A 14,330-nucleotide genomic window follows, 5' to 3' on the forward strand; every position below is an offset into this window, starting at 1 on the left:
ACTCGAAGGCGTTGGTAAAGATCACCCGGTAGTACTGAATGCGTAGCCAACCGATTACTTCGGGCCGCGAGTCCAGTTCACCGCCGACCCGAACGGGCCCACCATCGGGGGACCAGGCGTGACGCCCGAGATGCCCGAGCCGATCGCCAGGGTGTCAGCCAATTGGAACAGCGGAATCACCACGTTCTGGCGCCAAAGTTCAGGCTCCAGGGTGGTCAGCGCCTCGGTGACGGAGGTCGATCCGGACAGCGCCGCGTCGATCGACGGCTGCAGCGCCGGGTCGCAGAAGCCGGCCGCGTTGCCCGGGACGACGGGCTTGGTCTTGTCCACGCCCGCGGCCGTCTGCTCCGGGCGGCAGCCGAAGGTCGAGGCGAGGACCGACGCGGTGTCGCCGCCGACCGCCTGCGGGACGACCGCGATGTCGATCCCGACGTTGCCCGCCGAGTCGCCGGTCGGCTGCTGGACCCCGCCCACGACCGGCATCGCCAGCAGGCCGCTGAACAGGTCCCGCGGCTGCGGCGTGATCGCGTTGACCTCGATGCCCTGCGCGGCGAGCTCGCTGGTGAGCTCCTTGGCGATCGTCGCGTACGGCTCCTGGGTGGCTGGGGAGGCGATGACCAGCGAGAGCGCCCGGCCGTTCTTGCGCCAGGTGCCCGCGGTCTTGGTGTAGCCGGCCGCCGTCAGCGACTGCTCGGCCTTGGCGACGTCGGGGGCGGTGGGCGGGCCGGGCGGGATGGTCGCCGCGTAGCCCTTCACCGACGGCGCGGTCACCTGGGCGTCGGCGTGGAGCGTCGACGACGGGCCGCCGTTGACGCCCTCGGTGATCAGCTTGGTGCGGTCGATCAGCGCGGCCACCCCGGCGCGCACCTGGGCGTCCTGCAGCGTCGCGCTGACCGGGCGCAGCAGCACGTCCGCCACGAGCGGGCGGGCCACGGTGTGCAGCCGCACCGACGAGCCGAGCTCGCCGAGCAGCTTGAGCTCGTCGCCGGTGGTCCGCGCCAGCGCGAACTGGTCGTTGCCGCTGCGCAGCGCGGCCAGCAGCGTGTTCTGGTCCGACCGGCGGAGCACGATCCGGTCGATCGCGGCGGGCTTCTCCCAATAGCGCTCGTTGCGCTCGAGGATCACCTCGCCGCGGGCGGTGTCCAGGCTCTTGATCGAGAACGGGCCGGCGACCGCCGGGAAGTTCGACGCGAGCGCCCCGCGCCAGCCGTCGGGCGCGTCCTTGAGCAGGTGGGCAGGCAGCAGGTCGGAGAACAGCGTCTGCCAGCCGGGGTACGGCTTGGCGAAGGTGACCTCGACGCGCTTGCCGCCTTCGCGGGACTGCAGGTCGGTGATCTGCCGGTAGCCGGCGGGCCCGAGCACGCCGGGCTGGTCGCGCAGCTGGGTCCGCAGGTAGTCGAAGTCCTCGGCGGCGATCGGCGCGCCGTCGGACCAGGAGGCGTCGGGCCGGATCTCGTAGGCCACCACGAACGGCTGCTGCGAGATCACCTCCGCGGACTTCATCAGGTTCTTGTCGAGCTGGGTGGCGCCGTCGTCCTTCTGGCGGAACACCGAGGGCAGCAGCAGCTGCGAGAGCGCGGAGGTCACCTGGGACGAGTCCGCGAGGTTGTGCGGGTTGTACCCGCCGAGCACGTCGTCGACGCCGACGACGATCTGCGACGGCGTCTTGCCGGTGGTGGACACGGGCGCGACCGACGACGACACGACCGGGGGTGGCGGGGTGTTGGAACAGGCGGTGAGCAGCACGGTCGCGAGTGCCAGTACCGGCACCGCCTTGCGATTCACCCGCACGCCCCGTTCCTCCCAGTTTCGCCCGATCGGGTCAGTCATGCTCCCACGACCCCCTTCGCCGCCGGAACCGAGATTCCCATACCCGGATCGGGCGGCCCCGCCGCCCCAAGGTGGGCGCTATCGGAGAGGACGCGCGGAACACCGTCCGGGTTCCCGGACCGTTCCGGAACGGCGGAACGAACACGGGCCGGACACGAAAACGGTTCACGTCGGTGGTCGGCGCCAGGCGGTGAAACCGTCGCGACCCCTATAAAGATATAAGGAGAAGAACGGCGGAATTCATGACGCTGGGTCCGCCACCGGCCGACCCAGCGTAAGGGAACGGACACGAAAAAACCTCCCGGCGACGCGCACCGGGAGGTTTTTCCGAAGCCGGGAGATCAGCCGTTGTCGCGGCTCTTGGCGCGCGAACGCTCCTTCGCGCGGGTGTTGATGTCCAGCGTGACCTTGCGGACCCGGACGACCTCGGGCGCGACCTCGACGCACTCGTCGACCGAGCAGAACTCCAGTGCCTCTTCCAGGCCCATCTTGCGCGGCCGGGCCAGCGTCTCCATCACGTCGGCGGAGGACTGACGCATGTTGGTCAGCTTCTTCTCCTTCGTGATGTTGATGTCGAGGTCCTCGAAGCGCGGGTTCTCGCCCACGACCATGCCCTCGTAGACCTCGGCGCCCGGCTCGACGAAGAACGTACCGCGGTCGGCCAGCTGGATCATCGCGTACGCGGTGACCGGCCCGGTGCGGTCGGCGACCAAGGAGCCGCTGTGGCGGGTGCGGATCTCCCCCGCCCACGGGAAGTAGCCCTCGAACACGTGGTTCGCGATGCCGGTGCCGCGGGTCTCGGTGAGGAAGTCGGTGCGGAAGCTGATCAGGCCGCGCGACGGGAGCACGTACTCCAGCTTGATCCGGCCGGTGCCGTTGCCGCTCATGTCCTCCATGCGGCCCTTGCGCGCCGCCAGGAGCTGGGTGATCGCGCCGAGGTGCTCCTCCGGCGAGTCGATGTAGAGGCGCTCGAACGGCTCGTGCAGCTTGCCGTCGATCGTGCGCAGGACCACCTGCGGCTTGCCCACGGTCAGCTCGAAGCCCTCGCGGCGCATCTGCTCGACGAGGATGGCCAGCGCCAGCTCGCCACGACCCTGGACCTCCCAGGTGTCGGGGCGCTCGGTCGGCAGGACGCGGATGCTGACGTTACCGATCAGCTCCTGGTCGAGGCGGGCCTTGACCAGCCGCGCGGTGACCTTGTCGCCGCCGTTGCGCCCGGCCAGCGGCGAGGTGTTGACGCCGATGGTCATCGAGATCGCGGGCTCGTCGACGGTGATCCGGGGCAGCGCGACCGGGTTGTCGGAGTCGGCGAGGGTGTCGCCGATGGTGATGTCCGGAATGCCCGCGATGGCGACGAGCTCGCCGGCGCTGGCCTCGGTCGCCGGGACGCGGGTGAGCGCCTCGGTGACCAGCAGCTCGGAGATCCGGACGTTCTGGACGTTGCCGTCTTCGCGCATCCAGGCCACGGTCTGGCCCTTGCGCAGCTTGCCGGCGTGGATGCGGATCAGCGCGATGCGGCCGAGGAAGTTGGACGCGTCGAGGTTGGTGACCAGCGCCTGCAGCGGCGCGTCGAGGTCGGCGGCGGGCGGCGGCACGTGCCGGAGCAGGGTGTCGAACAGCGGGTCGAGGTTTTCGCTCTCCGGGATCTCGCCGTCGGCGGGCTGCTCCAGGCTCGCCTTGCCGGCGCGCGCGGAGGCGTAGACGACCGGGAGGTCGAGGATCGCGTCGTGGTCGGCGTCCTCGATGTCGCTGGCCAGCTCGAGCAGCAGGTCGTGGGTCTCCTCGACGACCTCGGCGATCCGGGCGTCCGGCCGGTCGGTCTTGTTGACCAGCAGGATCACCGGCAGGCCGGCTTCGAGGGTCTTGCGCAGCACGAACCGGGTCTGCGGGAGCGGGCCCTCGGACGCGTCGACCAGCAGGACGACGCCGTCGACCATGGCCAGGCCGCGCTCGACCTCACCGCCGAAGTCGGCGTGGCCGGGGGTGTCGATGACGTTGATCGTCACCGAGCCCTCGGGCGTCTGGCGGTGGATCGAGGTGTTCTTCGCGAGGATCGTGATGCCCTTTTCGCGCTCCAGCTCCCCCGAGTCCATCACGCGGTCGACGACCTCGGCGCGCTCGGCGAAGGCGCCGGACTGGCGGAGCATCGCGTCCACCAGCGTGGTCTTGCCGTGGTCAACGTGGGCGACGATCGCGACGTTGCGCAGGTCGGGCCGGGTCTTACCGGTCGGCCGGCCGGTTTCGACGGTAGCGCTGGCTGCGGGCACGCGAGAACTCCTGAACTTCAAGGGTTGGATGGCCGCGCACACCGTTCAGGCATCCCGTGACCGGCTCTGGTCACACGCGGACCTCACCCAGGATACCTGGCGCCCTTGTGTGAGCGGCCCCACGCCCCCCTGTCGGTTAGGCTGACCTAACGTGGAAACCCGGTGAAGGTCGCCGATCCGGAAGGTGCGTGCGCGTGGGCAAGAAGCCGAAAGACCCGCGAAAGGTCGTGCGCAAGCTCATGAAGGCCGGCAAGGTCAAGAAGAAGTGCTGCCGGTCGACGCCGCGCTGCAAGAAGTGCCCGGTATTGGCTCTGAAGAAGGCGAAGCTGGACCTGGCCGCCTGAGTGCTAGCGGGAGACGGCCTCGTTGAGCAGCCGGAGCTCCGGCGCGGTCTTCGTCGGCGAGAACTCGATGACCTCGTACTGCGCGAGGTGCTTCACGCAGAACGGGTCGGACGCCAGGATGGCGTCGAGCTTCCCGCGGGACATCGGGCGCGAGATGATCACGCCGCCGGTGCGCGGGTTCCGCCGCCCGGACGCCAGGAAGTGGCCGTGCTCGTACTGCTTGTTCAGCCACTCGGCGTGGTCCGGGAGCGCGTAGTCGATTTCCTCGATCGGGGCCGTGTAGTTCAGCAGGACGACATACATGGTTAAGACCGTAACTCCGCTCGCGCCCGCGCGCGTCCGGACGATGCGAACTGGTGACGGATCCGGCTATAGTCGGCGGCGTGTACACGCAGACGTCCAGCTGGTGGCCGCCCTCGGCGGCCTGCTGACCCTGCGCTGAACCAGCCAGTGGCCGCCCCGGACGGGCGGCCTTTTTCGTGCCTTCTCCGGGGTGGTCCCCCGCGGAAGGAAGACACGATGAGCAAGCTGTCCGGCATCACGCCCTCCGGTCACGTCCACCTCGGCAACCACCTCGGCGCGGTCCGCCGCTGGGCGCTCGATGGCGGCGCGGAGGACCTGTACTTCGTCGCCGACCTGCACGGCATGACGACCCCGCACAATCCACCGAAACTCCGATCACTGGCACGCGAGCAGCTCGCCGTGCTGATCGCCGCCGGCATCGATCCCGAGCGGGTGTTCGTCCAGTCCGACCTGGCCCGCGAGCTCGGCGCGCTGACCTGGGTCCTGGAGTGCACCTGCAACTACGGCGAGGCCGCGCGGATGATCCAGTTCAAAGAAAAATCAGCGGCGCGCAGCGCCTCGGTTGAGGGCGGGGGCGGGGGCATGGATGGAAAGTCCAAAGGCCAGGCCGGGGTGCGGCTGTCGCTGCTGACGTACCCGGCGCTGATGGCCGCCGACATCCTCCTGCAGGGCGCGGACGAGGTGCCGGTCGGCGAGGACCAGCGCCAGCACGTGGAGCTGACGCGGACCCTCGCGAAGCGGTTCAACGGCACCTACGGCGACGTGTTCACCATCCCGCGCGCGGTGCTGCCGCCGACGGGCGCCCGGGTCAAGGACCTGGCCGACCCGACGCGCAAGATGTCGAAGTCGGCGCGGGACGCGGTGGGCGTGGTGTTCGTGCTCGACGAGCCCGACCAGATCCGCCGCAAGATCCGCCGCGCGGTCACCGACGGCGGTTCGGTGCCGGTGCACGCCCCGGAGACGCGGCCCGGGATGGCGAACCTGCTGGAGATCCTCGCCGCGTGCCGGGGCGGGTCACCGGCGGAGCTGGCCGACGGGTTCTCGTCGTACGGCGCGGTGAAGGACGCCGTCGCCGACGCGGTGATCGAAGAGCTGCGGCCCGTACGGGAACGCGCGTCTTCGCTGCTCGACGACGTCGCGGAGCTGGATCGCGTGCGGAAGGCGGGCGCGGAGCGCGCCCGCGAACGCGGCTCGCACCGGCTCGACGCGGCGCTGCGGATGATCGGCGCCAATTGAGCAGCTCGGTGACCAGTCCGGCCGCATGACTTCGTGGCAACGGTCACGTGCCGAGCGCGGGGCGGCCTACTTTTGGCCGGACTGGTCACCGAGCAGCGCGCGGAAGGCCGGCAGCAGGATCCGGTCGGCGGGCAGCCAGTCGACGTCGTCGAGGTCGTCGGGCCCGAGCCAGCGCACGGCTCGGTGCTCGACGGCCCGCGGCTCTTCGCCGGGCGAAACGAGCTTCGCGGCGTAGATGCGGAGAACCCGGCCACCGGGCAGCGGGATGTCCTCCCCGACCCGGCCGCCGACCTCGACGACCACGTCGAGCTCCTCGCTGCACTCGCGGGCCAGCGCGAAGGCCTCGGACTCCCCTTCCTCGACCCGGCCGCCGGGCAGTTCCCACTGCCCCGCGTGCTTCGGCGGCCAGGCCCGCTGCTGGGCCAGCAGCTTGCCGTCCCGCACCAGGGCGGCTCCCACGATCACAGCGTTCACAGTCCCGGAACTTACCCGGAAGCCCCGCCCCCGGCCGCGCCGTGTCGCCCCGCCAATCACACGTGATGCCCCGCCAATCACGCGAGATGCCCCGCCAATCACGCGAACCGACCCTTCAGGTACGCGAACCGACCCTCCGGGTGCGTCAACCGGCCGTTCCGTCACGCCTCCCCGCCCGCGGCCGCGCGCCAGAGGACCACGAACCGCGCGCCGCCGTCCGGGGACTCGCCCACCTGGACGCGGCCGCCGCGACGGCGGACGGTCTCGGCCACCATCGCCAGGCCCAGTCCCGTGCCGCCCGATGACCGGGCCCGGTCATCGGCGATCCGGTAGAAGCGGTCGAACACCTTTTCGCGGTGCTCCGGCGCGATGCCCGGGCCGTCGTCGTCGACCACGACCCGCACCGACGACCGCGACGCCAGCACCGACACCACGATCTGCCCGCGCGCGTAGCGGCACGCGTTGCGCAGCAGGTTGTCCAGCACCAGCTCCACTTCCGCGTGCGCGGCCGACGCCCACGCCTGGGCGACCGCCGTGCTCACCCGGGTCTCCGGGGCGCCCGCCGGGAGCCGGGCCACCGCCGCGCGGACCTCGCTCACCAGCTCGACCGGCGAAGCCGGCGGCACCTCCCCCGCGTCCGAGCGGGCCAGCGACAGCAGCCCGTCCAGCAGCGACGACAGCCGCTCGGCCTCGGTCAAGATGTCCGACAGCGTCTCCTGCGCCAGCTCCGGATCGGGGTTGGTCACGGCCACCTCGGCCTGCACCCGGATCGACGCGACCGGCGAGCGCAGCTCGTGCGCGGCGTCGCCGGTGAAGCGCCGGAGCCGGTCGCTGGCCTGTTCCTGCCGTTCCAGCAGCGCGTTGAACTCCTCCGCCAGCGCGCGCAGCTCGTCGTGCGAGTCCGGCAGCGCCAGCCGCGCCCCCGGCGGCAGCGACCGCACCGAACCCCGCATGCGCGCCACGGGCCGCAGGGACAGGCGCACCACCAGCCACGTCGCGAAGCCCGCCACCAGCGCGCCGGCGATCGCGACGACCACCAGCCACACGCCGCCGTAGTGCACCGCGGCGGCGAACCCGACCAGGCCGGCTCCCGCGACGACCAGCCGCTGCGCCCCGTCCGGCGCGCTGACGACCGTGCCCAGGTACCGCGCGCCGTCGCGCTGGACCGGCTGGCCCGCCTTGAGCGCCGAGACGTCCGAAGCCGAGAGCCCGGTCGGGGTGCCGCCGTCCACCGGCGCGCCCGCGATGTCGAGCACCCGCAGCGTCACCGGGGCGGACCCGGACAGCGGACGGCCCGCGCTCACCTCGGCCCCGGCCGGGCCGAGCGCGCCCGTCAGCTCGTGGTCGACCGAGCCGATGAGCCGCGGCGAGAGGTTCGACGCGGCCAGCGCCGCCAGCCCGAGCAGGCAGACCAGGGTGATCGTCGCGGCCAGCACGGTGATCCGGGCCTGCAGCGTCCGGCCCCGCCACCAGGCGATCACGGGGTGATGACCTCGTCGAGCTCCGCGTCGGACGCCAGGTAGCCGTGCCCCCGCACGGTCCGCAGCAGCGCGCCGGCTCCGACCGCGTCGAGCTTGCGGCGCACGTAACCGACGTAGACCTCGACGAGGTTGCGGGTCACCGCCTGCTCCTCGCCCCAGACCGCGCGCAGCAGCTCGTCCTTCGTGACGACCGTGCCCGCCCGCCCGACGAGGACCTCCAGCAGCGCGAACTCCCGCGGGCTCAGCCCGACTTCTTCGTCGTGCCAGTGCACCTGCCGCAGCCCGCGGTCGACGGCCAGCGCGCCGAGCCGCAGCGTGCCGCGGCCGGCTTCCGGCCCGGCCCGGCGCAGCACCGCGCGGACCTGCGCGACCAGCACCACGAACGAGAACGGCTTGACGAGGTAGCCGTCGGCACCGAGGTCGAGGCCGTCGGCCTGGTCGATCTCGCCGTCCTTGGCCGAGACGAGCAGCACCGGTGTGGTCACGCCGTCCTTGCGCAGCCGCTCCAGCACGCGGTAGCCGGACAGGCCCGGCAGCATGATGTCGAGCAGGACGACGTCGAACGAGCCGGTGCTCGCCAGCTGCAGGCCGGTGGGCCCGTCCGCGGCGGTCACCACGTCCATGCCCTCCGCGCGCAGCCCGCGCTGCAGCGCCTTCCGCACGCCCGGTTCGTCGTCGACCACCAGCACCCGAGGTTTCACGAGACTCATCATGGCCGGTTTGCGCAGGTCGTGCGTCGGTTCTCAGCGCGATCTCAGCGTGGGAGGGAGAACCTTCAGGGGTATCTCAGCCTCGAGAGGGAAGCGTCGTGGCCAGGGAGCCGGGCACACTCAGGTCCGGGAACACCACAGGGAGAGACGCATGAAACCGAAGACGAAGGGCATCACCGCCGCGGTCCTCGGCACCGCGCTCGGTGCCGGCGGCCTCGCGTTCGTCGCGATGCCGGCCAGCGCCGACGACAAGCCGGCCCTGCCGCAGGTCAGCGCCGAAGACCTGGTCCAGTCGGTCGCCAAGGCGAAGCCCGGCGCGTTCGACGGCACGCTGAAGGTGAGCAACGACCTGGGCCTGCCCGCGCTGGGGAACGCGGTGCCGGGGGCGTCGGCGCTGAACATGGACTCCGCGCACATCTTCACCGACGGCGCGGGCAAGAGCCGGCTGGCCGTCACGCAGGGGGCGAGCCAGCAGACGGTGGTCCACGACGGCACCACCGTCTGGGACTACAGCTCCAAGACGAACACCGCGACCAAGGTGACCATCCCGGCCGACGTGGCCCAGCAGAAGGGCGCCGGCAGCGAGAAGACCGCCGACCCGCTGACGGCTTCGACGGAACTGCTCGCGAAGGTCCGCGAGAGCAGCACGGTGTCGGTCGACGGCACCGCGTCCGTCGCCGGCCGCGCGGCCTACGAACTGGTCCTGACGCCGAAGCCGACCGAGCGGACGCTGCTGCGCGAGATCCGCGTGGCGGTCGACTCGCAGACGCGGATGCCGCTGCGCGTGTCGGTGCTGAGCAACGGCACGGCGACGCCGGCGCTCGAGGTGGCGTTCACCGAGATCGAGTTCACCCAGCAGCCGGCCGACCTCTTCACCTTCACCCCGCCGAAGGGCGCCAAGGTGCAGGAGAAGACGCCGACGATCGACCAGCAGCACAAGGACCTCGCCGAGCAGGCGAAGCAGGACGTCAAGGTCGTCGGCGACGGCTGGGACACCGTCGTCACCGGCAAGGTGCCGGCGGACGCGCTGAACGCGGCGCCGAAGCAGCAGTCCGGCCGTGAAGGCCGCGGCGGCAACACGGACCCGAAGGCACTGCTCGCGCGGTTCGCCAAGAAGGTCAACGGCGCGTGGGGCAGCGGCTACCTCGTCACCACGAAGGTCGGCAGCGCGGTGCTGACCGACGACGGCCGGTTCGCCGCCGGCGCGGTGCCGGAGCAGGTCCTGTACGAAGCGCTGGGTCAGAAGTGACCAGCACGACCTCTGTGGAGTCCGGGGCGGACGTCTCTTCGGAGGCGTCCGCCCCGGCGGTCCCGCTGGCCGCGCGGACCCGGGGACTGCGCAAGGTCTACGGCAGCACCGTCGCGGTGGACCACGTCGACCTCGACATCCCGCAGGGCGCGGTCGTCGGCATGCTCGGGCCGAACGGCTCGGGCAAGACGACGACCATCCGGATGCTGCTCGGCCTGGTCCGGCCGACCGAGGGCGAGGTCGAGCTGCTGGGCCGTCCGATGCCGGACGCCGCCGCGCACGCGCTGCCGGACGTCGGCGCGCTGGTCGAGGGGCCGGGCTTCCACCCGTTCCTGTCCGGGCGCGACAACCTGCTGCGCTTCGCCGCGGCGGAACCGCGGCTGGCCGCGGCCGGGATCCCGGTCGCGGTGGACTCCGCGCTGGAGCGCGTCGGGCTGACCGGGGCGGCGCGACGGCGGTACAAGGGGTATTCGCTCGGCATGAAGCAGCGGCTCGGGCTCGCTTCGGCGTTGCTGGTGCCGCGGAAGATGGTCGTGCTCGACGAGCCGACCAACGGCCTCGACCCTGCTGGTACCAGGGAGATCCGCAGGATCGTCGCCGAGCTGCACGCCGAGGGCGTCACCGTGCTGGTGTCGTCGCACCTGCTGGCCGAGGTGGAGGCGACGTGCACGCACGTGGCCGTGCTGCAGGCCGGGAACGTCGTCGCGCAGGGCGAGCTGGCGGAGCTGCTGGAGTCCGGGAACGCGGCCTTGCTGGTCCGCACGCCGGACGCGGAACACGCGGTGGAAGTGCTGCGGGAGAACCGGATCGGCGCCCGGTTGACGCCGGACGGCATCCGGGCCGATCTCACCGCGGCCGAGGCGCCGCGGGTGCTGCAGGTCCTGGTGGGCGCGGGGGTCGCGGTCCACGAGGCGACGCGGGCCCGCACCGGCCTGGAAGACCTGTTCGCGCGGCTGACCGAGGGGGCGGAATGACGACGGCGGTTCTCGACGCACCGGCGGCCCGCACGGGCCACGACACGGTGCCGTTGCCGCGGCTGCTAGCCGCGGAGCTGCGCTGGATCTTCCGGCGGCCGCGCACGCTGGCCGTGCTGGGGCTCCTGGCGCTGATCCCGGTGGTGATCGGCATCGGCCTGACGCTGGTGAGCGGGCCGCCCGACGCCGGCGGGCCGAACCCCGACGGCGCGCTGCTGGCGTCGGCGGTCAACAACGCGTTCGTGCTGCCCATCGCGGCGATCGTGATGTCGCTGGCGCTGCTGCTCCCGCTGGCCTCGGCCATGGCGGGCGCGGACGCGATCGCGGGCGAGACCTCGCACGGCACGCTGCGCGGCTGGCTGATCGCCCCGGTCGGCCGAGGCCGGCTGCTGGCGGTCAAGGCGTTCGGCGTCGCGACGGTGTCGGTCGTTTCGGTGCTGGCGATGTGCGTGACGGGCGTGGTGACGGGCCTGATCATCAACGGCACGGACTCGCTGTTCACGCTGTCGGGCACGACGTTGTCCCTGGGCGGCGCGCTGGCCCGGATCCTGCTGGTCGCAGGCTGGGTGGTGCTCCAGCTGTGGGCGGTCGGCGCGGTCGCGCTGGCGATCTCCAGCTGGACCGAGCACCCGATGCTGGTGGTGGCTTCGGTACTGGCGGGTGACATCGTGTTCACGATCCTCGGGTTCCTGTCTTCGCTGGACTGGCTGCACCCGTTCCTGCTGACGCAGAACTGGTCGATGGCTCCGGCGGAGGTCCTGCAGGACCCGATGGGTACCCAGATGCTGGGCGAAGGCGCGCTGCGCGCGGTTTGCTACATCGTGATCGGGCTTTCGCTGGCGTACGCCCGCCTGTCGACCCGAGACGGCTGAGGTTCCTTCCGGACGGCGTCAACCGACCAGCGCGACGCCGTCCGGGTCGAGCTCCAGCCGCACCGCGTCCCCGGCCCGCAGGTCCGACGCGGCCGGCGCCACGGCGTCCACAGTGGACTCCGCGAGCTTCACCACCAGCCGCACGTGGTCCCGCCGGTGCACCGCGGCCACCACCTCACCGTCCACTCCGGACGTCGCCACCCGCAGCGCGTGCGGCCGCAGCCCCAGCCGCACCGGGCCGTCGTCGACGTCCGGGAGCTCCAGGTCTCCCAGCGCCGTGGGTACGTGCCCGGCCGCGGCCACCGCGTCGAGGAACGTCGTCACGCCGAGGAACCGGGCCACCTCGTCGTCCGCCGGATTCCGCCACACCCGCCGGACCGCACCCTCCTGGCGGACCTCCCCCGCGTCGAGCACCGCCACGCGGTCGGCCAGCGTGAACGCCTCTTCCTGGTCGTGCGTCACCAGCAGCGCGGTGATCTTGCTGCGGCGCAACAGGTCCGCCAGATCGATCGCCAGCTGCTCACGCAAGCCCGCGTCCAAACCGGACAGTGGCTCGTCGAGCAGCAGCAGCCGTGGCTTCGGCGCCAGCGCCCGGGCCAGCGCCACCCGCTGGGCCTGGCCGCCGGACAGCTCCGTGACGCGCCGTCGTTCGAAGCCGGCGAGCCCCACCAGCTCCAGCAGCTCGGCGACCCGCGGCGCCCACTGCGCGCGAGGCACGCCGTGCATGCGCAGGCCGAACGCGATGTTCGCGGCGACGTCGCGGTGGGCGAACAGCTGGCCGTCCTGGAACACCAGGCCGAAGCCGCGCCGGTGGACCGGGACCGCGCCGAGGTCCTCGCCGTCCCAGCTCACCGAGCCGCGCGCCGACGGCTCGAGACCGGTGATCGCGCGCAGCAGCGTCGACTTGCCCGAGCCCGACGGGCCGAGCAGCGCCAGCACCTCGCCGTCGGCGATGTCCAGCCGGGCGTCGCGCACCGCGGCGAACGATCCGTAGTGGACGGTCAGGTCCCGCACCGACAGCGCCATCAGAACTCTCCCACCCCGCCGCGCCCGAGCCGGTCGATCAGGGCGACCGCCAGCACCGTCACGAGCATCAGCAACGCGCACGCCGCGTAGGCCATCTGGTTGTTCAGTTCCCCCGGTCGCGCCATCAGCGTCGCGACCGCGACCGGCAGCGTCGGCGCCGTCGGCCGGGCGAGGAAGCTCGTCGCGCCGAATTCGCCGAGCGCCACGACGAAGCCGAAGCCCGCCGCCGCGACCAGCGGCCGCAGCGTCAGCGGCAGATCGATCTCCCGCCACACCCGCAGCGGGCTCGCCCCGAGCGTCGAGGCGGCCTGCCGCAACCGGACGTCGACCGAGCGCAGCACCGGCAGCACCATCCGCACGATCAGCGGGATGATCACCAGCGCCTGGGCCAGCGGCACCAGGTAGGGCGACGTCCGCAGGTCGCCGGGCAGCGCGTCGAGCGTCACCAGGTAACCGAACCCGACGGTCACCGCGGACACCCCGAGCGGCAGCATCAGCACGGCGTCCATCGTCTCGCCCAGGCCGCGCGCGGCCTGGGCGGGCGAGCGGCGCAGCGCCACGAGGACGACGGACGCGAGCACGCCGACGACCATCGCGAGCAGCGTCGCGTCGATGGCCACCTTGAGCGAGTTCAGCGCGGCGTCCCAGCCGGACACCTGGAGCGCGCCCTTCTCGCCGGTGCTCGTCAGGGCCCGGTACCCGGCGAGGCTCCAGCCGTCCTCAGTGGACACGGATTCGGCGAGGAGCGCGACGATCGGCGTCACCAGCAACGCGAGCACGACTGCCGCGGCGCCGACGACCCACCACTCGCCGCCCCTCGGCGTTCTTGCCCCGCCGGAACCGATCCGGGCGCCTTCCTTCCGCCGGCGCGCCAGCCCGCCGACGACCAGCGCGGCGACCACGGCCGCGAACTGGATCAGCGAAAGCGCGGCCGCGCCCGAGAGGTCCAGCAGGTCGACGGTCCGCAGGTAGATCTCGGTTTCCAGGGTGCGGTAGCGGGCGCCGCCGAGGATGAGCACGACCCCGAAACTGGTGGCGCAGAACAGGAACACGACGGCCGCGGCGGACGCGACCGCGGGCGCCAGCGCGGGCAGCGTCACCGACCGGAAGGCCCGCCACGGCGAGGCGCCGAGCGCCCGGGCCGCGTCGGTCGTCCGTGAATCCAGCCGCGCCCACAGCCCGGCGACGGTCCGCGCGACGACGGCGACGTTGAAGAAGGCGTTGGCCAGCACGATCGGCAGCACACCGCCGTCCGGCCACAGCGCCCGGAACGCCAGCCCGACGACCACGGTCGGCAGCACGAACGGCACCAGCACCAGCGTCCGCGCCAGGCCGACGCCGGGCAGCCGCACCCGCGCCAGCAGGAACGCCACCGGCAGCCCGGCCAGCACCGCGACCACCGTCGACGCGGCCGCGCTCGCGACGGTGAACCCGGCCAGCTGCCAGGTCCGCGCGTCGCCGAGCACGACGTCGAGGCCGCCCGCGGCGAACCCGCGTCCGATGATCGCCAGCACCGGCCAGGCGAAGAACACCACCAGGAACCCGACCGGGGCCAAGCCAAGCA

General features: G+C 72.2%; 13 protein-coding genes. 5 read left to right on the top strand and 8 right to left on the bottom strand.

Going from position 1 to position 14,330, the window contains the following annotated elements; all coding sequences use genetic code 11:
• Positions 1–54: 54 nt before the first annotated feature.
• Both ISP_RS41485 and typA read right to left on the bottom strand, forming a co-directional pair.
• Positions 55–1,791 (bottom strand): ABC transporter family substrate-binding protein, encoded by a 1,737-nt coding sequence (locus ISP_RS41485; protein ID WP_013229764.1) that lies wholly within the window; start codon positions 1,789–1,791, stop codon positions 55–57.
• A gap of 380 nt (positions 1,792–2,171) precedes the next feature.
• Positions 2,172–4,097, bottom strand: coding sequence for a translational GTPase TypA (gene typA / locus ISP_RS41490; protein ID WP_013229765.1), 1,926 nt, complete (start codon positions 4,095–4,097; stop codon positions 2,172–2,174).
• A gap of 194 nt (positions 4,098–4,291) precedes the next feature.
• Here typA and ISP_RS41495 point away from each other — a divergent pair, with 194 nt between their 5' ends.
• The gene (locus ISP_RS41495) at positions 4,292–4,441 is read left to right on the top strand and encodes a hypothetical protein (protein ID WP_014467724.1); all 150 of its coding nucleotides are present in this window, start codon (positions 4,292–4,294) and stop codon (positions 4,439–4,441) included.
• Positions 4,442–4,444: 3 nt separating this feature from the next.
• On the opposite strand, the gene ISP_RS41500 is transcribed toward ISP_RS41495, so the two are convergent.
• A complete protein-coding gene (locus tag ISP_RS41500) occupies positions 4,445–4,744 on the bottom strand; it encodes a YciI family protein (RefSeq protein WP_013229766.1) in 300 nt (99 codons plus the stop codon).
• Between the two features lie 216 nt (positions 4,745–4,960).
• On the opposite strand from ISP_RS41500, the gene trpS reads away from it, so the two are divergent.
• On the top strand, positions 4,961–5,980 hold the full coding sequence (gene trpS / locus ISP_RS41505; protein WP_013229767.1) for a tryptophan--tRNA ligase: 1,020 nt from the start codon (positions 4,961–4,963) through the stop codon (positions 5,978–5,980).
• A gap of 66 nt (positions 5,981–6,046) precedes the next feature.
• Here trpS and ISP_RS41510 read toward each other — a convergent pair whose 3' ends face one another.
• From ISP_RS41510 to ISP_RS41520, 3 genes are all read right to left on the bottom strand, one after another.
• A complete protein-coding gene (locus ISP_RS41510; RefSeq protein WP_013229768.1) occupies positions 6,047–6,454 on the bottom strand; it encodes an NUDIX domain-containing protein in 408 nt (135 codons plus the stop codon).
• 161 nt (positions 6,455–6,615) lie between these two features.
• A complete protein-coding gene (locus ISP_RS41515; protein ID WP_013229769.1) occupies positions 6,616–7,935 on the bottom strand; it encodes a sensor histidine kinase in 1,320 nt (439 codons plus the stop codon).
• On the bottom strand, positions 7,932–8,648 hold the full coding sequence (locus ISP_RS41520; protein ID WP_034283998.1) for a response regulator transcription factor: 717 nt from the start codon (positions 8,646–8,648) through the stop codon (positions 7,932–7,934). Before ISP_RS41520 ends, ISP_RS41515 begins: the two co-directional genes overlap by 4 nt.
• Before the next feature lie 148 nt (positions 8,649–8,796).
• Between ISP_RS41520 and ISP_RS41525 the strand changes: the two genes are divergently transcribed.
• From ISP_RS41525 to ISP_RS41535, 3 genes are read left to right on the top strand one after another with little or no spacing between them, the layout of a single operon-like run.
• Complete coding sequence (locus ISP_RS41525; RefSeq protein WP_013229771.1) at positions 8,797–9,894, top strand: LolA family protein; 1,098 nt, start codon at positions 8,797–8,799, stop codon at positions 9,892–9,894.
• Positions 9,891–10,868, top strand: coding sequence for an ABC transporter ATP-binding protein (locus tag ISP_RS41530; RefSeq protein WP_013229772.1), 978 nt, complete (start codon positions 9,891–9,893; stop codon positions 10,866–10,868). The genes ISP_RS41525 and ISP_RS41530 overlap by 4 nt, the downstream gene beginning before the upstream one ends.
• Positions 10,865–11,740 (top strand): ABC transporter permease, encoded by an 876-nt coding sequence (locus ISP_RS41535; protein WP_013229773.1) that lies wholly within the window; start codon positions 10,865–10,867, stop codon positions 11,738–11,740. Before ISP_RS41530 ends, ISP_RS41535 begins: the two co-directional genes overlap by 4 nt.
• Before the next feature lie 18 nt (positions 11,741–11,758).
• Here ISP_RS41535 and ISP_RS41540 read toward each other — a convergent pair whose 3' ends face one another.
• Positions 11,759–12,766, bottom strand: coding sequence for an ABC transporter ATP-binding protein (locus ISP_RS41540; protein ID WP_013229774.1), 1,008 nt, complete (start codon positions 12,764–12,766; stop codon positions 11,759–11,761).
• The gene (locus ISP_RS41545) at positions 12,766–14,322 is read right to left on the bottom strand and encodes an ABC transporter permease (protein ID WP_013229775.1); all 1,557 of its coding nucleotides are present in this window, start codon (positions 14,320–14,322) and stop codon (positions 12,766–12,768) included. The genes ISP_RS41540 and ISP_RS41545 overlap by 1 nt, the downstream gene beginning before the upstream one ends.
• Positions 14,323–14,330 lie beyond the last annotated feature (8 nt).

The sequence above is a fragment of the Amycolatopsis mediterranei genome, assembly GCF_026017845.1.
Lineage (GTDB): Bacteria > Actinomycetota > Actinomycetes > Mycobacteriales > Pseudonocardiaceae > Amycolatopsis > Amycolatopsis mediterranei.